26 protein-coding genes are annotated in these 26,969 nt (G+C 34.6%); 4 read left to right on the forward strand and 22 right to left on the reverse strand.

Annotated features, from left to right (window positions below; genetic code table 11):
- Positions 1–24: 24 nt before the first annotated feature.
- The 6 genes from ACECE_RS0212245 to ACECE_RS0212275 form a co-directional block, all read right to left on the reverse strand.
- Positions 25–981, reverse strand: coding sequence for a TadE/TadG family type IV pilus assembly protein (locus ACECE_RS0212245; protein ID WP_010247426.1), 957 nt, complete (start codon positions 979–981; stop codon positions 25–27).
- Positions 982–1,100: 119 nt separating this feature from the next.
- Positions 1,101–1,499: a TadE/TadG family type IV pilus assembly protein gene (locus ACECE_RS0212250; RefSeq protein WP_010247429.1), complete on the reverse strand. Its 399-nt coding sequence runs from the start codon at positions 1,497–1,499 to the stop codon at positions 1,101–1,103.
- Positions 1,500–1,661: 162 nt separating this feature from the next.
- Positions 1,662–1,844, reverse strand: a complete 183-nt coding sequence (locus ACECE_RS0212255; RefSeq protein WP_010247432.1) for a Flp family type IVb pilin — start codon at positions 1,842–1,844, stop codon at positions 1,662–1,664.
- Between the two features lie 56 nt (positions 1,845–1,900).
- Positions 1,901–2,083 carry a Flp family type IVb pilin gene (locus ACECE_RS0212260; protein ID WP_010247432.1) on the reverse strand — a complete coding sequence of 61 codons (183 nt, stop codon included), beginning with the start codon at positions 2,081–2,083 and terminating at the stop codon, positions 1,901–1,903.
- A gap of 468 nt (positions 2,084–2,551) precedes the next feature.
- Positions 2,552–3,202 carry a response regulator gene (locus ACECE_RS0212270; RefSeq protein ID WP_010247435.1) on the reverse strand — a complete coding sequence of 217 codons (651 nt, stop codon included), beginning with the start codon at positions 3,200–3,202 and terminating at the stop codon, positions 2,552–2,554.
- Positions 3,195–4,370 carry a sensor histidine kinase gene (locus ACECE_RS0212275; RefSeq protein ID WP_010247438.1) on the reverse strand — a complete coding sequence of 392 codons (1,176 nt, stop codon included), beginning with the start codon at positions 4,368–4,370 and terminating at the stop codon, positions 3,195–3,197. Before ACECE_RS0212275 ends, ACECE_RS0212270 begins: the two co-directional genes overlap by 8 nt.
- 176 nt (positions 4,371–4,546) lie before the next feature.
- Here ACECE_RS0212275 and ylbJ point away from each other — a divergent pair, with 176 nt between their 5' ends.
- On the forward strand, positions 4,547–5,818 hold the full coding sequence (ylbJ, locus tag ACECE_RS0212280) for a sporulation integral membrane protein YlbJ (protein ID WP_026073818.1): 1,272 nt from the start codon (positions 4,547–4,549) through the stop codon (positions 5,816–5,818).
- A gap of 150 nt (positions 5,819–5,968) precedes the next feature.
- On the opposite strand, the gene ACECE_RS0212285 is transcribed toward ylbJ, so the two are convergent.
- The 4 genes from ACECE_RS0212285 to recG form a co-directional block, all read right to left on the reverse strand.
- On the reverse strand, positions 5,969–6,406 hold the full coding sequence (locus tag ACECE_RS0212285; RefSeq protein ID WP_010247447.1) for a hypothetical protein: 438 nt from the start codon (positions 6,404–6,406) through the stop codon (positions 5,969–5,971).
- Positions 6,407–6,440: 34 nt separating this feature from the next.
- Positions 6,441–6,920 carry a pantetheine-phosphate adenylyltransferase gene (gene coaD / locus ACECE_RS0212290; RefSeq protein WP_010247451.1) on the reverse strand — a complete coding sequence of 160 codons (480 nt, stop codon included), beginning with the start codon at positions 6,918–6,920 and terminating at the stop codon, positions 6,441–6,443.
- Between the two features lie 58 nt (positions 6,921–6,978).
- A complete protein-coding gene (rsmD, locus tag ACECE_RS0212295) occupies positions 6,979–7,551 on the reverse strand; it encodes a 16S rRNA (guanine(966)-N(2))-methyltransferase RsmD (RefSeq protein ID WP_085946255.1) in 573 nt (190 codons plus the stop codon).
- Between the two features lie 94 nt (positions 7,552–7,645).
- Positions 7,646–9,721, reverse strand: coding sequence for an ATP-dependent DNA helicase RecG (recG, locus tag ACECE_RS0212300; RefSeq protein ID WP_010247458.1), 2,076 nt, complete (start codon positions 9,719–9,721; stop codon positions 7,646–7,648).
- A 364-nt stretch (positions 9,722–10,085) separates the two neighbouring features.
- Here recG and rpmB point away from each other — a divergent pair, with 364 nt between their 5' ends.
- Positions 10,086–10,274, forward strand: coding sequence for a 50S ribosomal protein L28 (gene rpmB, locus ACECE_RS0212305; RefSeq protein ID WP_010247460.1), 189 nt, complete (start codon positions 10,086–10,088; stop codon positions 10,272–10,274).
- 411 nt (positions 10,275–10,685) lie between these two features.
- Here rpmB and ACECE_RS0212310 read toward each other — a convergent pair whose 3' ends face one another.
- The gene (locus ACECE_RS0212310) at positions 10,686–10,949 is read right to left on the reverse strand and encodes a GlsB/YeaQ/YmgE family stress response membrane protein (RefSeq protein ID WP_010247461.1); all 264 of its coding nucleotides are present in this window, start codon (positions 10,947–10,949) and stop codon (positions 10,686–10,688) included.
- Between the two features lie 154 nt (positions 10,950–11,103).
- On the opposite strand from ACECE_RS0212310, the gene ACECE_RS0212315 reads away from it, so the two are divergent.
- Positions 11,104–11,796 (forward strand): PsbP-related protein, encoded by a 693-nt coding sequence (locus ACECE_RS0212315; RefSeq protein ID WP_010247463.1) that lies wholly within the window; start codon positions 11,104–11,106, stop codon positions 11,794–11,796.
- A 63-nt stretch (positions 11,797–11,859) separates the two neighbouring features.
- Here ACECE_RS0212315 and ACECE_RS0212320 read toward each other — a convergent pair whose 3' ends face one another.
- From ACECE_RS0212320 to ACECE_RS0212360, 9 genes are all read right to left on the reverse strand, one after another.
- Positions 11,860–13,557 (reverse strand): sensor domain-containing diguanylate cyclase, encoded by a 1,698-nt coding sequence (locus tag ACECE_RS0212320; protein ID WP_010247466.1) that lies wholly within the window; start codon positions 13,555–13,557, stop codon positions 11,860–11,862.
- Positions 13,558–13,643: 86 nt separating this feature from the next.
- Positions 13,644–15,869 carry a cell division protein FtsA gene (locus ACECE_RS0212325; RefSeq protein WP_010247471.1) on the reverse strand — a complete coding sequence of 742 codons (2,226 nt, stop codon included), beginning with the start codon at positions 15,867–15,869 and terminating at the stop codon, positions 13,644–13,646.
- A 66-nt stretch (positions 15,870–15,935) separates the two neighbouring features.
- The gene (gene nth / locus ACECE_RS0212330; RefSeq protein WP_010247474.1) at positions 15,936–16,580 is read right to left on the reverse strand and encodes an endonuclease III; all 645 of its coding nucleotides are present in this window, start codon (positions 16,578–16,580) and stop codon (positions 15,936–15,938) included.
- A 198-nt stretch (positions 16,581–16,778) separates the two neighbouring features.
- Entirely contained in the window at positions 16,779–18,245 is a 1,467-nt protein-coding gene (gene glgA, locus ACECE_RS0212335; protein ID WP_010247478.1) for a glycogen synthase GlgA, read from the reverse strand.
- Between the two features lie 234 nt (positions 18,246–18,479).
- The gene (locus tag ACECE_RS0212340; protein WP_010247480.1) at positions 18,480–19,919 is read right to left on the reverse strand and encodes an HD-GYP domain-containing protein; all 1,440 of its coding nucleotides are present in this window, start codon (positions 19,917–19,919) and stop codon (positions 18,480–18,482) included.
- A 313-nt stretch (positions 19,920–20,232) separates the two neighbouring features.
- Positions 20,233–21,702 carry a S1C family serine protease gene (locus tag ACECE_RS0212345; RefSeq protein WP_010247483.1) on the reverse strand — a complete coding sequence of 490 codons (1,470 nt, stop codon included), beginning with the start codon at positions 21,700–21,702 and terminating at the stop codon, positions 20,233–20,235.
- Between the two features lie 94 nt (positions 21,703–21,796).
- Positions 21,797–23,308: a sensor histidine kinase gene (locus ACECE_RS0212350; protein ID WP_010247486.1), complete on the reverse strand. Its 1,512-nt coding sequence runs from the start codon at positions 23,306–23,308 to the stop codon at positions 21,797–21,799.
- The gene (locus ACECE_RS0212355; RefSeq protein ID WP_010247488.1) at positions 23,308–23,994 is read right to left on the reverse strand and encodes a response regulator transcription factor; all 687 of its coding nucleotides are present in this window, start codon (positions 23,992–23,994) and stop codon (positions 23,308–23,310) included. The genes ACECE_RS0212350 and ACECE_RS0212355 overlap by 1 nt, the downstream gene beginning before the upstream one ends.
- A 187-nt stretch (positions 23,995–24,181) precedes the next feature.
- A complete protein-coding gene (locus tag ACECE_RS0212360) occupies positions 24,182–24,370 on the reverse strand; it encodes a hypothetical protein (RefSeq protein ID WP_010247491.1) in 189 nt (62 codons plus the stop codon).
- Between the two features lie 197 nt (positions 24,371–24,567).
- On the opposite strand from ACECE_RS0212360, the gene ACECE_RS0212365 reads away from it, so the two are divergent.
- Positions 24,568–24,909 (forward strand): OadG family protein, encoded by a 342-nt coding sequence (locus ACECE_RS0212365; RefSeq protein ID WP_010247496.1) that lies wholly within the window; start codon positions 24,568–24,570, stop codon positions 24,907–24,909.
- Between the two features lie 28 nt (positions 24,910–24,937).
- On the opposite strand, the gene ACECE_RS0212370 is transcribed toward ACECE_RS0212365, so the two are convergent.
- Both ACECE_RS0212370 and ACECE_RS0212375 read right to left on the reverse strand, forming a co-directional pair.
- Positions 24,938–25,804 carry an amidohydrolase family protein gene (locus tag ACECE_RS0212370; protein ID WP_010247499.1) on the reverse strand — a complete coding sequence of 289 codons (867 nt, stop codon included), beginning with the start codon at positions 25,802–25,804 and terminating at the stop codon, positions 24,938–24,940.
- Positions 25,805–25,882: 78 nt separating this feature from the next.
- Positions 25,883–26,953, reverse strand: a complete 1,071-nt coding sequence (locus ACECE_RS0212375; RefSeq protein ID WP_010247503.1) for a WD40/YVTN/BNR-like repeat-containing protein — start codon at positions 26,951–26,953, stop codon at positions 25,883–25,885.
- Positions 26,954–26,969: the final 16 nt, after the last annotated feature.

Consider the following 26,969-nt stretch of genomic DNA (forward strand, 5'->3'; position numbering starts at 1 on the left):
TTTTTATTCTATAGAACTTTCGTCCTACCAGTGTTTAAGTTTAACACCAAGAAGTCCAAAATCCGGAATACCATCACTGGTACTAGAGTTAACAGTGTATTTAATAAATCTACCTTTAAGTTCAATACTCTCCTTGTTTTTTTCCTTATCTACACTTACATTTTCAATAAAAAATGCTGTAAAACCTAGAATTACCATTGCTTTTTTACCCGACGCTTCAGCCTTATCTACCACAGGTAAAACAATTATCCTGGAACAGTCAACTTCATAATTCTCATAAGTGCATGAAGGTTCCCTATCGCACTTTTTAATTAACCTGTCAATGCTCTCGTTTCCTCGAGAGAAATCACTCTGATCTAACGCATATATACTCTTTCCTGTATTAACTGTCTTATTTAATCCATACAATATGGCGGTTTCAAAGTTTCCATCACCAATATTTAGCGTTATCAATCTTATAAAGCCCCCGTTATCGTTGTTTTCTAAAAACTTCGACTCCTTTGTTGACAAATAATACTGCTTTCCATAGTTAATCTCTGTTTTTGGTATAGCAAATGGTCTTATTCCTTTAAACGACGTAACATTTGACACTTTTGCCGTAACCCTTGAATTTATATTTTTATCCTTGAAACCTATATATTTTAAAAAGATATAGTCGAGTTTTCTTTCTATGTTTATTGACATTTCCCTGTTATTGTCAGACACGTTTATTTCCAGCTTTGTTATATTATCAATTCTTTTAACCGCATTCTCTTTAATAACCTTTGTACATTCGTTCTTATCCACTATTAAAGCAGTTGCTCCTATTTTCGCAATCTGATCTAAAACTCGATCCATTTTATACCGTTCAATAGCAATATACCCTATATCTGTAGCTATTGCAGACAATAGGATAATAATCACAGCAGAGCATAAAAAAATAACTGATGTACTTCCGCTCCTGTTTTTTAATAGGTTTATAAGCATTTCTCCCTTCCTCATCTTCATCCCTCACAAGGGTGCTTCAAAAAATACATTTAATACTTTTTGCCACATCCCTAATTTAATAAGTCTTTTGAAACACTAATGTGTAAAGCTTAAATTTGCTCCTACCCAGCACTCTATTCCATCCTCATTGTCGTTTTCGCCTGAAGATGCAGTGGATTTGGTATTATTGATGATATTATCGGTGTTAGCAGTGCATTATCATATTCAATTGTTACAACAACTTCGTCTCCTTTTTTCCGTAAAGCCTGACCCGGATAAATTGTTGTAGAAAGTTTTGAACTATTCAAACTTGTTGTCATATTAGCTACCATAACTGCTATTTCAGCATCCGTTGCACCAACAGCCGCATTCCTTGCTGCTTCTCTGGAAGCGTTTGTTATAACCAGATAGTTGTTAAACATTAAGCCAAAATCGATTATACCCGTCAATATAAGGATTATTATAGGAAGTATAAGTGCTGTTTCTACAATAGATTGGCCCTTTTGCCCAGCCATCCTCTCTTTCCTTAGCATAAAGTACACAACCTTTCACCTTATAAGAACAACCCGACAACTAAAACTTAGATATAACTTCAGCTATTCCTTAATAAACTTTTATCCCCATCAAATTTCTATATATATTCCAAAAAGCTGCCCTACCTGAAACCAGATAGGGCAGCAAAGTCTCAGCAAATATTATGGAGCTGTTATACTATTAGCTACACCATTGAATAAAGTCGCAATTTTAGGTCCCAGAACTACCAACGCTGCTATACATGCTACTGCTATCAGTGAAATTATCAATCCGTATTCAACCATACCCTGTCCTTTTTTGTTTCCTACTAACGCCTTTAAGTAATCAAAATACATTTTCATCATTTAAAATTCCACCTTTCGTTTTATAAGACTTTTTTATCAATACTTTTTACACAAATTTACGGAGCTGTTATACTGTTAGCTACGCCATTGAATAAAGTCGCAATTTTAGGTCCCAAAACTACCAACGCTGCTATACATGCTACTGCTATCAGTGAAATTATCAATCCGTATTCAACCATACCCTGTCCTTTTTTGTTTCCTACTAACGCCTTCAAATAATCAAAATACATTTTCATCATTTAAAATTCCACCTTTCATTTTATTGGTTTTTCGTTAAAGATTTCCTTGAATATTTTTTATCTGTAATTTTTAAAATAGACTCAGAAAATAATTGTAAAAGCCCACCAAAGATGTTCCTAATAAACCTAGAGATGCAAATGCAGCCATCGCAATGAAGATTATTATGAATGCGTATTCGACTAGTCCTTGTCCTTTCTGCTTCCTTACTAACTTTATGAATTCCTTTATAGCGTTCATGGTTCTTTAAAACCCCCTTGCTACAAGGTTTTCTGTAACCTTATATTTTTATTATAAAATCTTTAGCGATAATATTCTATCCACCACATGCCCCCATTTAGGTAGACCAATATACCTACAAGTAACATAGGAATCATGTTCAAAATTGGCATAATAAAAAGACCTACCAGTTACCTTAAGTAACGGAAGGTCTCTATTTATAACACAATGAGTATTATACCAGCATCCTATCAATTTGTCATATTATGTTTGAAAGCATATATGGCAGCTTGTGTTCTATCGGATACATTTAACTTCCTGAATATGTTGGATACATGGTTTTTAACTGTCTTTTCACTTATATACAAGCGCTTTGCAATCTCCTTATTTATCATACCTTCTGCTATTAACTCCAACACTTCAACCTCTCTGGCCGTCAAGTTACTCTCCTCAGATTTACTTTTATCATGAAGAGTAATTTTATTAAATTCTCTTACAAGCTCCCTAGTCATATTAGCCTGAATATATGACTGTCCCCTGTTCACACTTCTGATTGCTTCAACTAAAACAACCGGATCTGCATCTTTCAATACATATCCTTCTGCCCCCATCTGAAGTGTCTTAAAAAGATATTCCCTGTCCTCATGGATAGTCAATACAATTATCCTTGATGGGATATTATCTGCCTTCATTTCCTTTATAGCTTGCAAACCATTCATGCCAGGCATATTAATATCCATCAGTATGACATCAGGGCTGCACTCTTTAGCAAGCCTTATAGCTTCCTCACCATTTGGTGCCTGAGCAATTACAGCCATATCCTTTTCAAGCTCAAGTATTTGTTTTAGCCCCTGTCTCACCATAGTGTGATCATCGGCAATTAGAACACGAATCTTATCCATTTGAGACCTCCTCGTCCGGAATTAAAGGTACGGTTATGTTTAGACTAGTGCCTTTTCCTACTGTAGAATTAATCTCAAATTTGCCATTTAGAAGTTCAACTCTTTCTCTCATGCTATAGAGACCAAATCCACTGTTTATATCCTCTTTTCTAACTTTTAAATTATCTGTATTAAATCCCTTGCCATCGTCAAGTATATGTAGCTTTAGTTCCTTATCCACAAACTCAAGGTTAATTGCAACATTTTTAGCTTTAGCATGTTTCTTAATATTACTGATAGCTTCCTGTACAAGTCTGAAAACCGTTAATGATATTATAGGTTTTATCTCTTCACAAACCCCTCGTGTTTTAAAAGAAACTGCTGTTCTTGTTTCTTCCTGGTAAGTAATAATGTATCTTTGAAGTGTCGGAACCAAACCCAAATCGTCTAAAGACATTGGCCTTAGGTCATATATAATTTTCCTTACGTCCTGAAGTGTATCACGAACTACTGATTTCAGATTTTTAAGTTCTTCTTTTGCCTTAACAGGCTCAGCATCTACCAAACGTTCACATATCTCGGCTTTTAAAACAATATTTGACATGGACTGTGCAGGACCGTCATGTATTTCTCTTGCAACTCTCTGTCGTTCTTCTTCCTGGGCCTTGATAATTCTTAAACCCATCATCTGTTTCTGCTGTAAGTCTTCAAGCTGAAGAGTTACTTGCTGAAGGTCACCTGTCAGACATCCTAAAGATATTCCAATATTTGAAATAAGTCTATCTGCTTTTTCAGCAGTCTTTATAGAATCTTTTAATCTAATTTCCAAATCATTTCTTCGCTTTATGAAAAATTGTTCCTGTTCACGTTTAACTGCCAGCTCAACACGAAGGTTATCTGCATTTTCATATGCTTTTCGTGTTTCTTCTTCGGAATATTTATCGTAATTTTTGCTTACTAACATTAGATGTTTCTTACTGGATTTTAATTCTTTTTCTAAAACATCAACGCTATCAATAAGAAGTATAGTCTGTTCTTTAAGGTCATTTAGTTCTTGTTCAAGTCTCCCGCATTCCTTTCTTGCACTCTCTGCTATGTCAAACAACTCAACCTTACTATTGTTTATGGCTTCAATAGTTTTCTTTACGATTTTATCCAAATTAGCCACATCTACTTTATAGTTAGTCACTTTGATACCTCTCCGCTTGTTTGACATATTATTTATTCTACATAAAAATAATAAATCCTTTTTCATTATTCTATATCGAACATTTTCAACTTTTTTTTATACCTTTTTGCGTAATAGTTATAAGTATATTTCTAATTTAATAAAATTAAATGGAATCTAAATTTTAAAGGTGAAATATGAGTCTTTATACTTTGGTAATACTAATCATTATTTTTGTAGTTATTTTCTACAATTTTAAATCAAGCAGGGTTATCCGCTTAAGACCTCTTTTGCTTCCATTCAGTTGTATTACATTTATCCTTTTGCTGATAATTTTTTCGCATACAGCAGTTGCATCAGCATCAAAGGGAATTAATTTGTGGCTAAATGTTGTATTTCCATCTCTGTTTCCATTCTTTGTAGCATCGGAAATTCTTAACCGAACAGGATTTATAAAATCAGTTGGAATTTTGCTTGAACCCATTATGCGTCCACTTTTTAATGTTCCAGGCTGTGGTTCTTTTGCTCTTGCTATGGGTGTAACAAGTGGTTACCCTGTTGGTGCCAAACTAACGGCAAGCATGCGAGAAGAAAAGCTTCTAACTAAAACAGAGGCAGAAAGACTTCTTTCATTTACCAACAACTCAGGACCGCTTTTCATCATTGGCGCAGTAGCTGTAGGTATGTTTAACAATCCAGGCATAGGGTTTGTTTTATTATTTTGTCACATTCTAGCATGTCTGACTGTAGGAATACTGTTCAGATTCTACGGTAAGCGTAGAGATCAGATAAAAAGTGTTGAAGGAGATAAGATTTTCAGGAAATTCAAGAAAGAGCTGGCAAATACCAAACCAGTAAATGTCGGCGAAGTATTGGGTGAATCAATCCGGAACTCAATAAACACTATGCTCGCAATAGGTGGGTTTATTATCTTATTCTCGGTAATTATAAACCTTTTACTGGAAACAGGTGTAATAGCCTCTTTATCAAACTTCCTGTCAGGCTTTCTTGCAATAATCGGAATCCCTAAAGATATACTCACTCCTATCTTGAGTGGTTTTTTCGAAATTACGACGGGTATAAATATGATAAGCAAAACAGAAGGAATATCTTTTGTGCAGCAACTGGCAGCAGTAAGTTTAATTCTAGGATGGGCTGGGCTGTCAGTTCACTTTCAGGTTTACAGCATAATCTCCAAAACTGACATAAGTATAAAACCTTATTTATTTGGCAAACTAATACAAGGTATTTTCGCGGCAATATATATATCAATTTTTATGAATCTTTCTTTTTTAATAGGTGTAAAAAGTCAGAGCGTCTTCGGTTACTTCACATATAACACGAATTGGACCTGGTACAACTATATGTTAAACTCCATCAAGAACATGTCAGCTTCACTTATTCTTCTATTTTTGATGGGTTTAATATCATTTGTTGTTAAAAGACGCCAAAGGTATGCCATAAAATAAACATACTATAAAAATTTCACTTTATCTATTATCCTCAAAAAGGTCGTTTGAAAAACATACTTTTTAGAATATATAGCTTCCTCGCGAAAAATAGTATGCAATATTTTATGCTGCATAAATCACTATAAAATGACCCTTTAAAGGACCAAACTATTTAACTTCTTCCCTGTTTACCTTTATTACTTCAAGTGTTTCTTCAAGTATTTCTTCAACTTTCTTAAGTACATTATCTGCATATTCTTTAGTGCCAAGTCTTATTTCCCTGGCATTCTTCTGCGCGTTTGAAACTATCTCGTTTGATTGATCATAGGCTTTTTTAGTAATCTCGTGTTCATCAACAAGAGAAGCAATTTTGTTTTCAGCGTCTTTGATAATATTATTGGCTTCTTTCTGCGCCTCTAAAAGAATCTTCTGCCTCTCTTCCTTCACCCATTTTGCCTGTTTAATATCATCAGGAAGCTTAAGCCTCATTTCCTTGATAATTTCAAGTATTTCTTCCCTGTCAACCATACACTTGCCAGAAAACGGTACGCTTACGCTTTTTTCTACAACATCTTCCAAAGTCTCAAGTATTGAAAGTATCTCCATTAAAACCCCTCCCAGGATTTTGAACTCATCTTGCCTATATACTAAATTTTTTAATTACTTCATCTTTAATACAATCCGGCACCAAGCCATCTATGTTTCCTTTATTTCTCGCCAGCTCTTTTACAGAACTGGAGCTTAAAAATGAATAATTTATATTGGTCATCATAAATAAAGTTTCTATATCAGGATTCAAATTCTTATTTAACAATGCCATTTGGAGTTCATACTCAAAGTCTGAAACAGCCCTTAAACCTTTTATTATTACCGCAGCTTTCTTCTTTGTCATAAAGTCTATCAACAGACCTGAAAAACTCTCAATTTGAACATTGGGTACATCACTTATTGCACACTTTAATAAATTTACTCTCTCATCCAACGTAAAAGACGGATTTTTGCTGCTATTGACCAAAACTGCCACAATGAGCTTATCACACAAGCTAGCTGCTCTTTTTATAATATCAACATGCCCGTTGGTAACGGGATCAAAACTACCTGGATAAACATACACTCTCAACTGCAAATACCTTCCTGTCACTTAATTCTTGATTTATAGCTTATAAATCAATTAAATACTAACCTTCACACCTGTAAAAAGACACCATAGTATCCCCATATTTTTGCTGTCTGAAGTTCTTAAGCGTTCCAACACTTTCAGGAACAACATCTTCTATATCATGTTCTGCTATTATTATAGTATCCGGCTTTATAACATCAACACCGACAATACATTTAAGTGTTTCGTCTACAAGTCCTTTACTATATGGTGGGTCTAAAAATATTATATCAAATTTGTTACCCCTTTGTGAAAGCTTGTTTAAACCGCTACAAACGTCAGCTACCAGCACCTCCGCCTTCTCCACAAGTTTTGTATGGGTAAGGTTCTCTTTGATTATTTGAGAACATTCATGGCTTTTATCGATAAACACCGCCGACCGTGAACCTCTGCTTAATGCCTCTATGCCTAGATTTCCAGTTCCAGCAAACAAATCCAGGACATCCTTATCAAAAATAATAGCAGCTATAATATTAAAAATTGACCCTTTAACCTTATCCGAAGTCGGCCTTGTCAAATTGCTTTTTAAAGTTTTAAGTTTATGCCCCCTGGCCTCTCCTGATATAACCCTAAGAATAACAATTCCTCCAATTTTATTGCATCTTCAATAATAATTATCTAATTTAAAATAATAATCTAATGATATTTTATCTTATCATATATAATTGTCAACCACAATAAGGCTTTTAATTCATTGTTATATTATAAAGTTTTTCACTTAATATCTCCAGCATTTTTGTTTTTAACTTGAAGTTTTCTTCACGCTCAAGATCCTTATCATCATTGATCAGTGTTATTGCTGCCTCCTGAGCCTTTTTAAGTATATCAATGTCTTCATACAGATTGGCAATTTTCAATTCCGGAATACCATGCTGTCTTGTACCGAAAAATTCACCCGGTCCCCTTAAGTCCAGGTCCTTTTCAGATATTATAAATCCATCATTGGTCTTCTGCATTATTTTCATTCTCTCCCTGCAAACTTCTGTCTTTCCTTCGCTATAAAGAATACAGTGCGACTGATATTCGCCCCTTCCGACCCTTCCTCTCAATTGATGTAGCTGCGCGAGCCCGAATCTTTCAGCATTTTCAATAACCATTATCGAAGCATTCGGAACATTAACTCCAACCTCAATAACAGTTGTTGAGACAAGAATATCAATTTCTCCGCCAACAAAACTTCTCATAACTTCTTCTTTATCTTTAGCCTTCATTTTCCCATAAATAAGCCCAACTCTCAAATCTTTAAAATCATCTTTAGCGATTTTCTCTGCATGCTGTACCGCTGATTTTGCATTGATCTCCTCCGACTCTTCTACTAAAGGGCATACAATATAAACCTGTCTTCCTTGCCTTACTTCTTTTATTATAAAATTATTTATTCTTTCCCTCATACCGTCATCTACAGGATAGGTTTTGACAGGTTTTCTGCCCGGGGGCAATTCGTCTATTATAGATATATCAAGATCTCCATATAAAATCAATGCCAATGTTCTAGGTATAGGTGTAGCTGTCATAACAATAGCATCCGGGTCTTCACCCTTTTTAGAAAGCAAGGATCTCTGCCGTACACCAAAGCGGTGCTGTTCGTCAGTAATTACAAGCCCCAAGTTTTTAAACTCTATATTGTCTTCAATCAGTGCATGAGTACCAATTACTATCTGAACTTCTCCTGACTTTATTTCTTCAAGTATTTTGGTCTTCTGCTTCTTAGTCTGGCTGCCTGTCAACAAAGCTGTATTAATATCATACCTTCCCATAAGCTCGCTAATAGACTTATAATGCTGTTCTGCCAAAATCTCGGTCGGTACCATCAATGCACCCTGATACCCGTTTCGTATGGCTTTAAACAGCGCAAGCACAGCCACAATTGTTTTACCCGAACCAACATCCCCCTGAACCAACCTGTTCATAACATTATTACTTTCCATATCCTTTTCAATCTCTTCAAAAACCTTCTTTTGGGCATTGGTAAGCTTAAAAGGAAGCATTTTTATAAAGTCATCCATTTCTGGGACATTCTTAAACTCAATACCCTTTTTATCTTTCTCAAAGGATTTTTTTACACTTAAAAGACAGAGCTGAAGCAGAAATAGTTCTTCAAATACTAATCTATACCTTGCATTTTTAAAATCCTCATCACTTTTTGGAAAATGTATCTGCTGTATGGAATAGTTTATTTCACTCAATTGGTGCTCGCTTAATATGCTTTTAGGAAGGAAATCTTCAAGCTTTCCGCCTACCATTTCAAGAGCACTGCTTATTGTGGCTCTTATAGTATTCTGAGTTAAATCCGCTGTTGAAGGATACACGGGGACTATCTTTAAAACATTTCTAGCTTCCCCAATATCATGTTTTTCATAAACAGGACTCTGAACTTCAAGGTTCTTATATCTTCCTGATATTCTCCCAAAGAAAATAAACCTTTCTCCAATCCTTAAGACCTTCCCTATATAATGCTGATTAAACCAAGACGCCGTTATAGCCCCTGTTTCATCCTTTATTAGTACCTTATACAACGTGAGTCCTTTTCTAAATCTATGTTGAGAAACCTTTGATGCTATTATACCTTCAAAAGCGCAGGATTCTCCATCTATAAGCTCATTAATTTTCTTAAGCCTGCTTCTGTCTTCGTAATCTCTAGGAAAATAAGTAATAATATCTTCAACATCATATATTCCAAGTTTATGAAGCAATTTTGCCCTAGCCTCACCAACGCCCTTAATATATTGAACATTCTTTTTCAAAAGTTCTTTAATATCCATAGATCCTATCCTTCTATTTAAGATATAAATGAAACATCACTTTTAATTTTTTGCACAACCTACTTTAAACCAATAAGCTTCAGTAAAAAACAGAAGTTATTATTTTATTATCCGAACTTTATTTGTTATTATTTTATCATAGAGACTAAAAAATAATAACCCTTTATATAAAAATCTGTTTAGCCTTAGAGATTATAGAAAATTTGTCCCATAGATTTCTTAAAAACTCAATCATATAAAAAATTTGTAAAATAACTTGCAGAATTTCTATAGTTTATGTTAAAATAGTTATTGCTTTGGTTAATAAGTTAAAATTTCTTTAAAAGAATTGGATTTCTCCAACTTAAAGGAGGTGTAGTCATAAATGGCAAAGTGTGATGTATGTAGCAAAGATTATCTTTTTGGTTTAAGAGTTAGTCACTCTAACAGAAAAACGAACAGATCTTGGAAGCCAAATGTTAGAAAGGTAAGAATTGTTGATAATGGAACTCCAAAATCAATAAATATTTGTACAAGATGCTTACGTTCGAATAAAGTAACAAGAGCAGTTTAATATTAAAACCGACTATGGATTGGGGTGGCTTTAGCTACCTCAATTTTGTTTTACCCTCTTTATTTAATTTTTATCAATTCGGTCAATAAAGTACTAAAATTGAGATGGCAATTACTGCCACCTCAATTTTTGAGTTTCGATAAAAAAGGTATCATAAACCTTTTTATGTGTGAAGGCGATAGGAAATTACGTCTACCCCATTCTTAGTACCTTTCTTATTAAGCTCCCGAAGAATTTAGGCATTTTTACCACTACTATTTTCATATGAAACACTCCTCCCCGGTAAAAAGCTCCCACTACTTAATATATTATTCAAACTCAATCTTTTTGGTGAATATTTTTACCATTTTCACAATAGTTCCCCTGGGTTTTATGATATTTGCCTTCCAAATTCCTCAAATGCAAAAAGTTCTAACTGCTTTTTTGAGCAATAGAACTGAAAAAACTCAAAATAAGGATTGTAACTACTCCCCCTAATATTGCTGGAACAATAGCTATATCAAAAAACTTGGGACCAAATGTATTGAAAAAAGGCATATATGCACCAATCCATGCACCAACAAGTCCAGCTATTGCAGCTTCACCAGCTCCCCCTTTAATCTTTCCTATAAGTATCGAATTCATTATACCTCCCAATACCAAAGCTATTATTACAGTTACAATAAAACCTACCATATGCTCCTCCTCTAATTATACAATTGAATTTTCATTTATTAGTTTGTATTATTATTTCCCATTATAAGTTTTATTTACTTTTTTCATGAATAAAATAAATTATATAAAGAAAGTTTCTTTGCAAAAAGTAGACTATCATTTTGGAGGATTTAAAATGTATATAATTTATGTGAAAAACTACAAGAAAAAAATAATGTATCTCTCGCTAATTATTCTTTTATGGATTGCAATGTTCATGGCAGCCAGCATGCTTATAGGTCAAACCTTTGCGTACAACCTGACTATAAACGATTATTTAACCTTTTCGTGCCCAACGAAGTACACTATTGAAGATATCTTTATCAATCAAAACATTCAGGCAAATACAATTGAAGCAAATTACAACATAAGTCAGAACATCGCACAAAAATTCTCAACATATAAATCTATGGAAGGTCAATTCAGCTTTGACTATCCTACAGCTTTCGAATTAAAAGAACAGGATTTCAACAGTGCGGAAATTTTATACCATATAGGTTTTAGAGATAAGAACAGACCTATTCATGGATTTGTACAGGTCTGGAATATGCCTTACTCCTTGGATGAATTTCTGGCAAAGTCAAAGTCAACTTCAACCCAAAATTATTTAAACTTTAATTCGCAATCAGTAACTGTAGACAATAGCCCGGCTATCTTCTGGAACTACAGTATATTAACAAATGACAATATAAATTACAGAGGTTTGGAAGTGTTCTGGAAAAAGGACAATAAAATGTATAGGATAAGTTATTTCGTACCCGGAAATCTCTGGAGCGACAAGGAATATGAAACCTTCTGGAGCATTGTAAAATCATTCAAGACCTTTTAAAGGTAAAAAAGTCGCATAAAAAAACTTCCACTGCTTTTACCGTTAGTGGAAGTTTCATTTTTATTATTCCTTTGTAATAACACAACTTGCAACTTTGACACAGTTTCTTCCGCTTTCCTTGGCATCATATAAGGCATTGTCAGCCATCTTCAAAAGATCCGATTCCGTTGTTGACACCTCAGGATAAGTTGACAGTCCAAAGCTGACAGTAACAGATGCTGTCACGAGCTCATCCCTGATAGTAGTTTTTGCAATTTTCTCTCTCAGTATCTCAACCTTATCATATGCCTCTTTAAGTCCCGTTCTAGGAAATAGAAGTACAAACTCCTCTCCTCCATATCTTGCAATGATATCTCCGCTTCTTAATGAATTCTTAAGCAGATCACTAATATGCCTTAAGACCTTATCTCCAAAAAGATGGCCAAATGTATCGTTAAAACGTTTAAAATGGTCTATATCAAATATGGCCAAAGACAAATCATATTTATTCTTTTGCGCATTTTCAAATTCCTGCTGCAAACGTTCCTGGAAATATAACCTGTTATATACCCCAGTCAAGCTATCAACAGTCGCAAGCTCATGCATTCTCTCATACAGTTCGGCATTTTCAAGAGCAATACTAACTTGCTGTCCAATAATGTTAAGAAGTCTTAAATTATCCTCGTCAAAAGCATTAAAATATTTATGTTCTATCAATACAAGCCCGAATTTCCTTGTCTTCGTAACAAGCGGAACGCAAATTAATGAACTCACTTCTCTCTCCTGCGTGAAGGAGTATTCTTTAGAATCAACAAAATTCTCCATAAGAGGCTCTCCACTTTTAAGGACATCCTTTAGAAGTTCACAATTAATATTGTCAAAAAGTGAAATGAGCTCCTCTCTACTGCTTACATTGGTAGTATTCACTCTCAACCGATCCTTCTTTTCATCATATAGAATTACCGTTGAGTTATTTACCCCCATAACTCCAATTATTATATCATTAACATGCTTTAAGAGTTCCTTGACATCAAAAATGGAACTTATAGCTTGCGTAATCTGCTGTACTGTGTAAAACTCAGCTATACTGTCTCTAAGTTTTTTGTTTGCATCCTCAATTTTAAAGTTAGTTTCCTTAAGCTTTTCATTATGAGTCTTTATTTCTTCCTGAGCAACTGCCAGTTGATCATATTTCTCTTCTAATTCGATATACAGCTTTGAATTGTTTTGTTCGTTCTCAGCACTATCCTCATATATTCTTCCACACATTAATGAAAACATTAAAAATACAAGATAAATTAGCAAAGTTTTATATAACCTGGTAGGCTCAAATATTGAATCTTCTCCCACATATTTATATATCGAATCATGCAAAGCTTGAAATACAAAATTAACCACCATTGAAAATAACACCAAATAAAGTGCACCTTTTTTGCCTTTTCTAAAAGCAGTTAAAAGTGTTACAAAAAATAGCAGTGACAAAATCAATTCCCTGGATCCCAAAAATACTACTGCATAACCTAGTAATAACGGCTCTATAATCCTAAAAAGCATATAATACCGATTATGGGCAAACAAACCTTTTTTAACTGCTATTTGCTTAAGAAAATTAAATAGACCTGCTATAAAAATAAAACAGAACTTGTGAACAGTAACTTCTGATAATATATTACCCGCTCCAATATAAACATAATCACTAAATATTACTAAGGTAATGGATAATACAATGAATATCCAGACCAAATTAACATAGATTTGTTCATATCTCTCAAATTTTTTCACAAATTCACTTCCTTTATATTTGATAACAGACATCTACTACATTAATAACAGACATTTAGGATTACTATAGTAAGTTTATTACCTTTTCAGGCTAGTTTATCCCAGTAAATATCAATTACATCTCCCGGCTTTATCACATCAGTAAACCCGGCATTCTTACCGTTTAACTTGAGAACTATATTCCCTTTTGGGTTTGACAAATCGAAATCAAGGTAATTAAAAATATCTACAAATATAAATTGCGAGTTTTCGCTTCTAATGGACTTACTTTCACCGTTTACAATAATGTTCAAACATTTTCCACTCACCAGAACATCTTTTACAGTCTCCTCTTTATCCAGGATATCATTGCTAATACTAAACAAATCACTGTTGCCGATTTCTGATGTCTCGTTTCCACCTTCAGCATAATAGTCACCATTATCTCTTAAATCCTCATTAACAACTGATTCTTGAAGATTTTTAGGGGTATATCCTATTACATCCGAGTCCTGTAACACATAATCTTCCGGCACAGCAACTTCATTAACCGTTACATCAAACCCTGAAGTATTAATTTCACAAACTTTAAGTAAATTCTCTATTGTAACGACTTCCTCAATATTCACTATATCGCCGTCATGTATAGCTTCTGTAATATCTACAGGTTTGCCGTTTATAAAAACCTTAGGTTCTAATGTAATACTTGTACCATTTAAGCTAACCCTTCTGGTATCAGGATTTCTTACAAGATCAAAAACTTTTAGACTTGCATTGCTGCCATCTTCAGCAGGTAATACTCTTATGTTGTCCCCAATGCTAAGAACCGTTTCAAGGTTTGCAAGTTTGTCATTAACATATATCTCCGCGCTTTTTCCGATTCCGCCCCTTGCAGCCTTTTTTACACCGTTTAATTCATAGTTGATACTCTTACCGGTTCTTCCAATTAACTGACTGGGATTAAATCCTATTAGTATAAGTGCATCTGCTACTATAAGCTTCTTTGAATTAAACAGGCGAATCTTCTGTCCATTTATTGTAACCTTCATAAAGTCCTTTCCACACTGCATTTGTGCTGTAACAGCAATACCAAAAGGTGTAATAGCTTCAGGACCAGAAAGCTTCTTGCTATTAAACTTAATATTAGAAATAACATCTCTCCCTCTTACTACTACCCTATCGTTTGCAAGTCCTAAGCTTGACGATATAAAGCCAGTAAGTCCAGGAATCTGACTTCCGCCGCCAATGAGAAATACCGCATTTGGAGCTTTATGATTAAATTCAAGAATCTTCTCTGAAATTGTCTGTGCAAGAAACTCTGCAGATGGCTTGATAACCTCCATTATTTCACTTACAGCTATATTTCTCTTAATACCCAATATATCCGTAAATGCTATTTTGTCAGTTTTCTCGCTTATAGATAACTTGATTTTTTCAGCTGTATTAAAATCCACAAGATAGTGTTGTGCAATTTTCTCGGTTATCTCATCTCCGGCAATAGGAGCCATTCCATAAGCAACTACACTTCCATTTCTTGTAATAGCTATGTCCGAAGTACCTGCACCTATATCCACCAGAGCCAGATTTAAAAGCCTTAAGTCCTTAGGTATAGTTACATTAATAGCAGCTATAGGCTCAAGAGTAAGGTTTACTATCTCAAGACCCACTCTGCTCATAACTGTATACATACTATCAACTACTATATGGGGTAAAAATGTTGCCAGTATATCAGCTCCAACCTTTTTGCCTTTATGCCCGGCCAGGGATGAAATAACATATCCATTCAAATAATAATTTATTACGCTGTATCCGACACAGTAGAAAGGAGTCCTCTCCTCTTTCGATATTTCTTCGTCAAGAGCAAACTGTGCCTTTTGAATACCTTCTACTTCCAAACTGCTTATAAATTCCTGGTCAATTTCCTTTGCCATATCGCATTCGCGCTCAACCCGTACCTCGCAAGTTTTTAAAACCCTTCCTGCCGCTGCAACTGCAACCTTCGACAAATTAAATCCAAGCTTCTTTTCCAATCTCTCTTTTATTTCCTGTGCAACAAAAGCAACCTCTGCTATGTCATGAATCTGCCCATCCATCATTGCCCTGTTCTTATGCTCAATTATTTCTGCTGCAAGTACTTTGAATTTGTCATTTTCCTGTATACCAACTATTCCAACTACCGTCCGCGTACCAATATCCATTGCAAATATTACTTCTTCGGGATTAACTTTATTTACTGAATTTTCTTTCAAAGGACTTTTTGTTGCCTTTTTTTTGTCTCGCTCAATGACTTTACTTCTTAAATCTTTTTTGCTTTGACCCAAGTTAGCAGTCATTAGAATCCCTCGCTTTATGTTTTTTTGGAATGATAAAAATCGGAATTAAGGAATGAGTAAAACATTTCAGCTATTCCTTATTTGATTAACTCCATAATCACAGTAATCTAGAATTCCACATTTTGCACATTCAGGTTTTCTAGCCTGACATACAGCTCTGCCATGATAAACCAGTTGATGACAAAATTTACTCCAGTTCTCTTTAGGGACTATTTCCATCAAATCAAATTCAATTTTCGTTGGATCTTCATTTTTACTTAGACCAATACGGTTGCTAAGTCTTTTCGCATGAGTATCAATAACAATTCCAGGTATGCCATAGATGTCACTCAAAACAAGATTTGCAGTTTTTCTACCCACCCCAGGCAGGGTAAGTAAATCATTTAAATTATCGGGAACTTTTCCTTTGAACTTATCAATTAACATTTTGCAAGTTTCCTTGATATTACGAGCCTTGTTGTGATAAAAACCTGTAGGCTTTATATCCTGCTCCAGTTCATTCAAGTCTGCATTTGCAAAATCGAAAACACTTTTATATTTTTTATATAGTGATTGGGTTACTATATTAACTCTTGCATCAGTACATTGTGCAGCAAGTTGTGTTGATATCAGAAGCTGCAAGGGATCTTTATAATCCAGTGTGCAATCCGCATCACTGTATAATACATCAAATATCTTTATAATCTCAATAACACGAGCTCTTTTGTCCATATTAAAACTCTCCATCCTTATTATATCAAAATAATATATAAAATGTACAATAAAATTTGTTTACAATATTAAATCTTATTTGTATTATGCGTACTGAATTAATTTATAAAACATTAATTATAACACTTATTGATAGCAAAATGTACGAAAAAAGCCCTAGTTTCCCGGACTTTTTCGCACTTATCTATAGTCACATTTTTATCTTTTCTTTTTTATAAGCTTGTTATATAATTCCAAATACTTTATTGCTGACTTATCCCATGAATTATCGATATTCATAGCCCTTTTAACAAGCTCTTTCCATTCTGAAGGCTTGGTTTGATAGAATTTCAATGCCCGATTTATGGTCTTAAGCATATCTTTTGATGAAAACTCAGTGTAAGTAAAACCGTTTCCGTTCTTACTGTCATTCTCAACATCAAAAACAGTATCTGCCAATCCACCTGTTGATCTTACAATCGGAATGGTACCATAACGTAAACTGAAGAGCTGGCCCAAACCACAAGGTTCAAAACGTGACGGCATCAAGAACAAATCACTTGCTGCATATATACGCTGCGCTAAAGGAGCATTAAAACCTGTGTACACGCCCATTTTCTTCGGGTATTTCTCCCTGAACTTTTTGAATCCTGTTTCATAGTACTCATCACCGGCACCTAGTAATACGAATTGTATATCATTTTTCATAATTTCATCGATTTCATCCATTAAGAGGTTTAGCCCTTTTTGGCTCGACAACCGGGATATTAATCCAATCATAGGCATATCTTTCACAGGAAGCCCCATTTCCTTCTGAAGGGCAAATTTATTTTCCTTTTTAAGTTCAATAGAATTCACATCATAATTCTTTACAATCCTTGGGTCTTCCTTAGGATTAAACACATCGTAATCAATCCCATTTACTATTCCATAAAGGTCTTTAGATCTTTTTTTCAGCAAACCTTCCAGCTTTTCACCATACTGTGGAGTCTGTATTTCCTTCACATAGGTTTCACTCACAGTATTTATAATATCTGAGTAAACCAAACCAGCCTTCATAAAGCTAAACGTACCATAGAATTCAACCTTTTCCGGTATAAAAACATCTTCACCCACATTAAACAGCCCTATAACATCTTTCGAGAAATTGCCCTGATATTCAAGATTGTGAATAGTAAATATAGTTTTCATATTTTTATAGAACGGATATTCCTTATACTTCTCGTTTAAAAGCATACAAAGCGGGCCGGTATGCCAATCATTGCAATGGATTATATCAGGTTGAAAACCAATTTTAGGAAGCATCTCAAGAGCTGCCTTACACAGAAATGCAAATCTGTCAGCATCATCTAAATAACAATAAATATTTTCTCTATCATATAAATGGTAGTTATCTAAGAAATATACAGGTACACTTTTATCCTCATTATCGTGCTTAAAACCAATTTCACCTTCCCGAACTATACAAGTTTCTTTCCTATTATTTATAATCACCGGAAAATCGGTAATATATTTCATATCCGTATTTATTTGCTGAAACCTGGGCATTGCAATCCTTACATCGTGTCCCATTGAAACTAATGACTTTGGCAGCGAACCTGCTACATCTGCCAAACCACCTGTTTTAGCGAATGGAGCTACTTCAACTGAAACAAATAATACTTTCAAGTTATCATTCTCCCTCATTTTATGCCTCCACCTGATCTATAAATAAGCCGGACTAAAATAAATTAGCACAATAAAAATTAATTTACAACAGTTTCTACTATGGGTATTTTTATCCCAATATCTATATATACCCATATTATGCATAATCAATTGCTTTAGTTAAAAGCAACCTCAAAAGTTATTGTACACCAAACAACCGCACAAAAAAAGTGTAAGAAATATTTCGCGCCTCTCAAAGGCACAAAAATCCCCCTACATAACTTCATTGCCGCCATCTTTTCCATCTGCCATCAATACTAAAACATCAACAATTTCAGGGTCAAATTGACTTCCCTTGCACCTTTTCAGTTCTTCAATTGCAGCTTCCATTGCCATTCCTTTTCTATATGGACGGTCGCTGGTCATAGCATCAAAAGCATCTGCAACACAGAGAATTCTTCCAAAAGTACAAATTTCGCTACCTTTAAGCCCATTTGGATATCCTCTTCCGTCATATCTTTCGTGATGCTGCAGAATTCCGCTCAAACCATTATTCAAAAATTCAATATCCTTTAATATATTATATGCAATTGTAGGATGCTTCTTTATTTCATCAAACTCTTCATCTGTAAGCTTTCCCTGCTTGTTGAGTATAGCTGCCGAAATCCCAATCTTTCCTATATCGTGAAGTATTGCTGCATATCTCAAGTCACTTATTTCATTCTCACTTAATCCCAATGTTCTTGCCAATTCGCAGGAAATCTCCATAACTCTTTGGCAGTGTCCTCTGGTATACGGATCCTTCGCCTCAATTGAGTTTGCAAGCGACATAACCGTTTGCAAATAACCGTATTGGATCTCACTATAATATCTTGTGAGTTCATTGTTCTTTTTGGCTAGCTCTACCTTTGTTTCGTCGAGCTCCCTGATATAAGCATTAAGCTCTTCATTACTTGCTGCTGCCTGTTCATACAAAGCTTCTATTTCCTGCTTCTGAGTATAAATACTATTATACATTTCAGCATTTTTTACGCTTATAGCAGTAAAATTTGCCAAACTCTCCAAAAAGCCAAAATTAACCTTCGAAAAGCTTCCAACACTTGTACTTCCTGCATAAATTGCTCCTACAAATTCGTTGGATACTGATAGAGGTATAATTATAGTATCTCCCTTTATTTTGTCAGAAATAATTTGAATACTGTCAATAACACCGTCACGTGCCTCCTTAAGATATTCCTCAATTTCATTCTTATCTATCTCGGAAGTACATGCTTCACCGTATTCATATTTATAGTTTAGCTTTCCAGTGCTTTCATTTACAATACATAAATAGTACCATTCACATTCAGCATATTTGCTTAACAATTTGCAAGTATATACCATTATGGTGTTTAGATCAAAGGTTGAAGTTATTATTTTTAGAGCATCGTGAAGTGAAAGGAGTTCATCTTCCATTTCTTCAATCTTCTCTTTTTGCTCAATTATTGTCCTGTTTAACTCTTCATACCTGTCTGAATTTTGATCTAAATCTGCAGGCTTTTTACTCTTATAATATGTAAAGATATAGTTAACTACAATATAAGCAACTGAGGAAATTAAGAAAAAAAGAAACGAGAAAGATCCTGTTCTAATAAACAGATATAGTGAGATAATGAGTATGGAAAAAGCAAATATATAATTTATGCGTTCAACTGCCAGGGATTTATTTGACATACAATACCTCCAGATCAATTAACAAATATCATGAGGTCATCAAGCCCGTCTAAACTTAAGGCCTATTATTTTGCTCCCCGCAATCAGTTTTATCTAGAAATTCTTTAAGAACTCTCTAATTTTATTATTCTACAAAATATTCTAAAATCCTTCACACCTCTTATTATTTTAGCAAATAACTTGTATAAAAACTCATAACAAAAACCGGCAGAGCAGATTATAAGTTGCTTTGCCGGTTCACTTTATCTTAATATTTTTTAGCAAAAATTCCAATATGGTAATAAATACAACCTAGCTTTTTTACTGTTAATAATTAATTACTACCTTTGTCTTCCCCTAATAAAACTTCAACTGTAAGGGTTTTACCATCTCTATAAACCTCAAGCTTTATTTTTTCGCCTACTTTATGCTTGTTCTTTATATCATTTAACTCGGAATAAGTTTTTATAACTTTACCATCAACCTTTGTTATGATGTCTCCTCTTTTAAGACCTGCATTATAGGCCCCGCTCAACGGTGAAACTTCTTCTATCAGAACTCCTGCAGGTACATTATAACGTGCTGCAATGTCTTCATTAAAGGATTGGTTAATTGATATACCTATTGAAGGTCTGCCTTTTACGTATTTATATTCAATAAGGTTATCTGTAATTTCCTTGGCATTATTAACAGGAATAGCAAATCCAAGTCCTTCAAATCCATCACCGCTAATCTTAGCTGTATTTATGCCTATCAATTTCCCCTCAGAATTTACAAGAGCTCCACCACTATTACCAGGATTAATTGCTGCGTCAGTCTGTATCAGCTTTAGTCCATTATTCTCATCTATTGAAATCGTTCTATTAAGACCGCTTATTACCCCTACTGTTACAGATCCCATATACTCAAGTCCACCGGGGTTACCAATTGCAACAGCCATTTCTCCAACCTTAACTTCATCAGAATTACCCATTTCTATGGCCGGCAAATTAGTTGCTTCAATCTTTAGAACTGCAAGATCAGTTTTTTCATCTCTTCCAACTACAGTTGCAGAATACGGCTTATCTACTTCATTTGGCAGAATAACCTCAATTTTTGCCCCATTTAATGTCTTATTGCTATAATCTTGCAAAGCTTCAGATATAACATGGTTGTTGGTCATTATATAACCATTGCTTTTGATTATAATTCCCGAACCGGATGCCGAACCCTCCTGAGCACCAAAAAAGAAATTCTGTGATTGGAATTTGACACTTATACCTACAACGGAAGGTCCAACTTTTTCTGCAACAGCTACTACAGCAGAATCCTTACTCTCAATTACTACCTTTTTGTAGTTATCTGAAGACACACTTCCATTGCTTAACGTGTTCTCTGTACTGCCTGAACTTATACCAACTTCATTCAAAAATGATTTTATTGAGGGCTGAACTGCCGGAACGCCAAACTGAAGAAAAACTCCTACAGTACATCCTCCTAAAATGGAACTGATTACTGATACTAATACCAATTGCCCCAATATTCCTTTTTTCTTCTTCTCAGGCTTAACATAATTTTCAGTATAAAATGATGCCTCCTTTAAGTTAGACTCACTTTTGCTTTCGGTATTATATGATATAATATTCTGATTATTTCTTTCATTGTTGCTGCCAGTATTGTAATTGTTATAATCGGATTCATATACCCTATTTTCTTTGAATTCATCAGCATTATTCACGGCTTCCCTGTTTTCATTAACATTATTAGTTTCATTAAATCCGTTGTCGTTATTCATTCCATAATCTCTGTTTTCATTGTTGTCCATAATCATATACTCCTTTCGAAAATCTTTCATTTGTTTTATTATGTTTTTATTATATAAAGCGAATTTGAAAAAGTTATGAATAATTTGTTAATAATCACATATTATTTTCATTATCCTCTTTTGCAGGGTTTAGTGTAAAGTAAAATACAGTACCTTTACCTATTTCGCTTTCAACCCGTATTTCCTGACCGTGCTCATTTATTATATTTTTGACAATCGCAAGTCCAAGACCCGTCCCACTTTTGTCCTTGCCCCTGGACTTATCTGACTTATAAAATCTATCCCATATCAATCCGATTTCTTCACTGTCTATACCTGCCCCATTATCCTTAACAGAAACCATTACCTTGCCTTTTGACATTTCTGTTTCAATAATTATCTGCCCTCCATCCTGTACAAACTTTACTGCATTGTGAAGCAGATTTAAAACAACCCGTTCAATAGAGTCTTTATCAGCATAAACGTGCGCTGCTTCTTCATGGAAGTTTGCCTCTATTTGAATATTCTTTGTTACAATCTGGTTTTCCAGCTTAATTATACATCTTCGGATCAGCTCATTAATGTCAAAAGTAACGAATGTTAGTTTCATCTCTCCCGACTCCATCCTTGCCAAATCTAAAAGGTCATTGGTCAATCTGCTCAACCTCTTTGTCTCATCGCTCACAATAGAAAGGTATTCTCGCTCTCTTTCAGGTGGAATCGTGCCATCTAAAATTCCTTCAATAAATCCATGAATTGATGTCATAGGTGTTCGAAGTTCATGGGACACGTTTGCAATAAATCCCCGCCTCATCTCCTCAAGATTTTCAAGAGCTACGGCCATGTGGTTAAAACTCTCTGCCAATTGCCCTATCTCGTCCTCTGAAGAAATATCAAGTCTTTTACTAAACTCACCATTTGCGATTTCCCTTGCTGCATTGTTAATGAGCTTTAATGGTTTTGTAATTTTTAACGAGAAGATGTAAACAAGCAGCGCAGATACAAGAATAGCTATGCTTATAGAAATTATATAGAATTTGAAAACATTCGTACGTGCATTATTAATTTCCGGTACACGGATACTAAGATATATGGCTCCTTGAATCTCTTCATTATAAGAATAAGGTTTTTCTATAGTAAGCCAACTAACATTCGTATCTTTAAACAGCCCATAGAAATCTCCCGTTTCCTTTACATACTGCCCTTCCTTCATAACCTTTTCATACTGTCTTTTATCCGGTAATCTCAAATTCCCTGTTACGTCTCTAAGTTTTGCCATTACTGAATTATCAAGATATTTTTCATTTACCAAAATAACTATATCACCATTTTTTGAAACTACCCATATAGTAGCTTCAACATTATCGCCAATAAGCTCCAGATTGCCCAAAAAATAACTCAAAAGATAGTTTTGCAGTGTTTGCGTCATTACCGGATCATTAATCTTCTCAGTATAATTCTTTAGCATTATATTAATTGAATCGCCTGCACTATTTAATGACCTTTCCTTCTCTTGCGTAACAAAATTCCCAAGAAAAAAGTACAGCATACCACCTGTGATAGTTGTAATTATTATTAAAATTATAATAAAGAATGTAGCAATCTTACTGTACAGTGTCTTACGCATTATTTCACCTCGAATTTGTAGCCAACGCCCCAAACTGTCTTAACCTGCCAGTTTTGATCTTCACTTTCTATCTTTTCTCTAAGTCTTTTAATATGAACATCTACAGTTCTCGAATCCCCATAAAAATCAAAGCCCCATACCTGTTCTAAGAGTTGGTCTCTTGTAAACACTTTATTGGGATTTGATGCGAGAAAGTAAAGGAGTTCTAATTCCTTAGGAGGGACTTCCATATCCGTTCCATTTACTTTTAATGTATAATTGGATTTATTTATGACAAGATTGGGATAAACTACTTCCTTAACATCAATTTCCTTGTGTTCATATCTTCTAAGCACCGCTTTCACCCTTGCAACCAGTTCCTTTGATTCAAAAGGCTTAACAATATAATCATCGGCCCCCAATTCGAGCCCTAATACCTTGTCAAAAGTTTCTCCTTTTGCCGACAACATTATTATCGGTATATTGCTGACTTGTCTTATCTCCCGGCAAACCTGCCATCCATCAGCACCAGGCAGCATTATATCCAAAACAACAATATTTGGTGCAAAAGTCTTAAAAGCTTCAATAGCTTTTATCCCATTGTATATCGTTAAAACCTCAAATCCCTCTTTCTCCATATAAAGCCTGATGAGTTCACATATATTTACATCGTCATCTATAACCAGAACCTTTGTCTTATTGTTCATAATATCCATTCTCCTTAAGCTTTATTTAAATAACATAAATTTATTTTATCAAATTTATTTATTAGGGTAAACATATATTACCCAAGTGTTTTTACATTTTATCACTGATTTATATTCCCCAACCAAAAATAGGCTATGTCAACCGACATAGCCTTTATTTTACTTACAAGAGAGTTTAATCCTTATTTCAGTTTATTATTTCCGTACGAATAGGTAAACTATTTAAAACAATATTCTGAATTTTTATTTCTTCCTGCAGTTTCTTCTGTTCTTCTTTTAATTCATTAAGACTCTCCAATATTTTCTTGCTGTCATCAAGCAACAACTTAATCATACCTTTTATTTCATCAAATGATTCGGTATTCTCTTTTTTCATTACTATCTCCCCCAACCAACAATATTTATATAAAATATAATTTTTAAAATTCAACACATAAAATGATTATAACAAATTTTTTCATTTTGTGAATATTTTCTTAACATTTTTTCAACCATATTTATTGTTGACTTACATTTGCTACTGTGATAACTTTACAATATAGGACTAATTATTGTATGATGGAGGCACTTTAAATGGGTGGAATTGCTTTTAGTCAAATTGTGATTGGAATACTCGTCTGCGTTGCTTTAGTTCTTTTTTATTTTATCTTGTTTAGCAAAGATAAAACAAAATTCAAAGAATCAAAACGCGAAAATGAACCTGTTGTAATTGAAACTCCAAATAAGGAATCTCAAATGACCGCTGGAGATTTATCCGACGATTCCCTTATTGCTATATTGACTGCTGCTGTTATGGCAAGTATGCAAAGCAGCCCGGATGTCAAAATAAGGGTAACTTCTTTCAGGCGTATCCCCCAATCTTCCCCTGTATGGAACACCATAGGAAGAAGAGAACGTATGGAGAACAAGCTTTGACATTAAGGAATGCTGAAATATCTTTAGATCAAATTGAGCTTTTGATTTTGAATATTTTTATTGCATTCTCACCTAAAATCATGCTCTTTTGGCGATCTTCAATTCTCATTTCCATAAATCTGTTTAGATCGTGTCCAGGGCTTCCCCATGGGTAATCAGAACCAAATATAACCCTGTCTGCTCCGACCTTGCTAATAACATACTCCACCACTTCATTATCAGGCCAGCTTGGTTCATTTACTTTCAAAAGAGGGGGATAACCTGTTATAACTATTGACGTATCAAAATAAACGTTCTCAAACATATCAGCAAGTTTAAAAACATCACCTATGTTTCCATCTGCCATATGGGTTAAAACAAACGGTATATTAGGATACTTTTTTATGACGGGCACAATCATGTCAATATCTGCATAGTTGTTAAGTCTTGCATTTGACACGCGTCCACAATGGAAAACTATTGGAAACGCCGCCTCCGCAGACATTTTATATACGCTCTCAAGTCTGTTATCATCGGGATCAAACCCCTGTGCCATAGGATGAAATTTGATGCCCTTTGCACCATTTCTCATATATTCTTCCATCAGTATATCCATTGGTTCTTCCATATCTGGATGAAAGCTTACTAAAGGAACAAGTTTTTCGTATTTTTTGCCAACCTCAATGGACCAGCTGTTGTTTTTATGTATAATTTTGGCTGGAGCGAAATTAGCCATTATTGTAAAATCAATTCCAACACTATCCATATTTTGCAATACATCAGTAATAGTGCCTGTGCCAGGATTTGCAAATTCAATATTATATAGTTTGTTAAATGAAGTTAGTATCTTGCCCGATACTTCCTCTGATGCAAAAGTATGAACATGCCCATCAACTACTGTAAATTTGCCTACCATCTATATTACTTCCCAACTTAATAAATTTTTGCTTTATGGAATATTATAATTAAATGAAAGCCCATATGCAACCAAAATTTATCCTCTCGGCCAAATCTTTTCCCAACTCTCACCACCATCTTTAGTGTGTATAAGCTGATAATTTCCCAATATTGCGAATCCTTCTTCCTTATTAATAAAGTCAGGTACAGGATATACATCGGAACCCTCAGGGCAGTTAATTGTCTTAAATGATTTTGAGCCATCAATAGTTTTTATAATATTACCTCTTGAAAAGCCAATGTAGCCTGTTCCATCTTCAAAAAACTTAATTCCATTTGGATACCCACCAATTGGAAGCACTCCATTATCTTCTCGTAATCCTGATTCTGCAATTTTAGTCCATGTTTTGCCCGTATCCGTTGTTTTATAAATTCTTTTTGGCTGTGAACCCGTCCACGGCTGATCCGTATCAATTAAATAGCCTTCTTCTAAAGAAACCCAACTCATACCTTCTCCATAGAACCCCTCTGGTACCGATACGGCTTTCCAAGTTTTTGCCCCATCAGTTGTAAGTAAAACAAATTCCTCATATTTCAATCCACCACTTACCCCATTTGAGCTACGACTTGCTGCAACAAAAATTGTCTTATCGCTTATGCAATCAATTTCTATAGGTATGCTTCCCACAAAGTCAACTTTTTTCCAATCGACACCACCATTAACTGTTCGTAAGAGTTCAGGTTTTTGGTCAATTTCCTCACCTGGATAATCAACTGCATACCCAATTTGTTCTGTTGCAAAGCTCAATGCGCGCAGAGCTTTACCACTATAGACTTGTTGCCAGGTCTGTCCTCCATCCATAGTCCTCGCAAGTATATTTTTTAATGAGGTATTTTCAAACGAAATATATCCTATTTGTGGCGAAATAAAGCATGTTGAGTAAAGCACCTCTCTTTGGTTTACATACTCATTTTCTTTTGCCCCGATCGAATTCTGTATCTGACTAGTCCTTAATTCATTTGGCTTTGCCATTGTTGAGTTCACTCCATTTACGCTCGGCTTTGCGCCTGTAGAGTTGACTTCATTTACATTTATAGATCGTGACACACTGCATCCGCTTACTGTCAATAATGCAATTATTAATATAATACTTAGTCTTTTTCTCATAAAATTGCCTCCGCTT

This window comes from Acetivibrio cellulolyticus CD2, from assembly GCF_000179595.2.
Lineage (GTDB): Bacteria > Bacillota > Clostridia > Acetivibrionales > Acetivibrionaceae > Acetivibrio > Acetivibrio cellulolyticus.

What these genes read in the sequence shown, in the direction of transcription:
- ACECE_RS0212245 (WP_010247426.1), bottom strand. Translation starts at nt 981, where the DNA reads ATGAGGAAGGGAGAAATGCTTATAAACCTATTAAAAAACAGGAGCGGA.
- ACECE_RS0212250 (WP_010247429.1), bottom strand. Translation starts at nt 1,499, where the DNA reads ATGCTAAGGAAAGAGAGGATGGCTGGGCAAAAGGGCCAATCTATTGTA.
- ACECE_RS0212255 (WP_010247432.1), bottom strand. Translation starts at nt 1,844, where the DNA reads ATGATGAAAATGTATTTTGATTACTTAAAGGCGTTAGTAGGAAACAAA.
- ACECE_RS0212260 (WP_010247432.1), bottom strand. Translation starts at nt 2,083, where the DNA reads ATGATGAAAATGTATTTTGATTATTTGAAGGCGTTAGTAGGAAACAAA.
- ACECE_RS0212270 (WP_010247435.1), bottom strand. Translation starts at nt 3,202, where the DNA reads ATGGATAAGATTCGTGTTCTAATTGCCGATGATCACACTATGGTGAGA.
- ylbJ (WP_026073818.1), top strand. Translation starts at nt 4,547, where the DNA reads ATGAGTCTTTATACTTTGGTAATACTAATCATTATTTTTGTAGTTATT.
- ACECE_RS0212285 (WP_010247447.1), bottom strand. Translation starts at nt 6,406, where the DNA reads ATGGAGATACTTTCAATACTTGAGACTTTGGAAGATGTTGTAGAAAAA.
- recG (WP_010247458.1), bottom strand. Translation starts at nt 9,721, where the DNA reads ATGGATATTAAAGAACTTTTGAAAAAGAATGTTCAATATATTAAGGGC.
- rpmB (WP_010247460.1), top strand. Translation starts at nt 10,086, where the DNA reads ATGGCAAAGTGTGATGTATGTAGCAAAGATTATCTTTTTGGTTTAAGA.
- ACECE_RS0212310 (WP_010247461.1), bottom strand. Translation starts at nt 10,949, where the DNA reads ATGGTAGGTTTTATTGTAACTGTAATAATAGCTTTGGTATTGGGAGGT.
- ACECE_RS0212315 (WP_010247463.1), top strand. Translation starts at nt 11,104, where the DNA reads ATGTATATAATTTATGTGAAAAACTACAAGAAAAAAATAATGTATCTC.
- ACECE_RS0212325 (WP_010247471.1), bottom strand. Translation starts at nt 15,869, where the DNA reads ATGACTGCTAACTTGGGTCAAAGCAAAAAAGATTTAAGAAGTAAAGTC.
- nth (WP_010247474.1), bottom strand. Translation starts at nt 16,580, where the DNA reads ATGGACAAAAGAGCTCGTGTTATTGAGATTATAAAGATATTTGATGTA.
- glgA (WP_010247478.1), bottom strand. Translation starts at nt 18,245, where the DNA reads ATGAGGGAGAATGATAACTTGAAAGTATTATTTGTTTCAGTTGAAGTA.
- ACECE_RS0212340 (WP_010247480.1), bottom strand. Translation starts at nt 19,919, where the DNA reads ATGTCAAATAAATCCCTGGCAGTTGAACGCATAAATTATATATTTGCT.
- ACECE_RS0212345 (WP_010247483.1), bottom strand. Translation starts at nt 21,702, where the DNA reads ATGGACAACAATGAAAACAGAGATTATGGAATGAATAACGACAACGGA.
- ACECE_RS0212350 (WP_010247486.1), bottom strand. Translation starts at nt 23,308, where the DNA reads ATGCGTAAGACACTGTACAGTAAGATTGCTACATTCTTTATTATAATT.
- ACECE_RS0212355 (WP_010247488.1), bottom strand. Translation starts at nt 23,994, where the DNA reads ATGAACAATAAGACAAAGGTTCTGGTTATAGATGACGATGTAAATATA.
- ACECE_RS0212360 (WP_010247491.1), bottom strand. Translation starts at nt 24,370, where the DNA reads ATGAAAAAAGAGAATACCGAATCATTTGATGAAATAAAAGGTATGATT.
- ACECE_RS0212365 (WP_010247496.1), top strand. Translation starts at nt 24,568, where the DNA reads ATGGGTGGAATTGCTTTTAGTCAAATTGTGATTGGAATACTCGTCTGC.
- ACECE_RS0212370 (WP_010247499.1), bottom strand. Translation starts at nt 25,804, where the DNA reads ATGGTAGGCAAATTTACAGTAGTTGATGGGCATGTTCATACTTTTGCA.
- ACECE_RS0212375 (WP_010247503.1), bottom strand. Translation starts at nt 26,953, where the DNA reads ATGAGAAAAAGACTAAGTATTATATTAATAATTGCATTATTGACAGTA.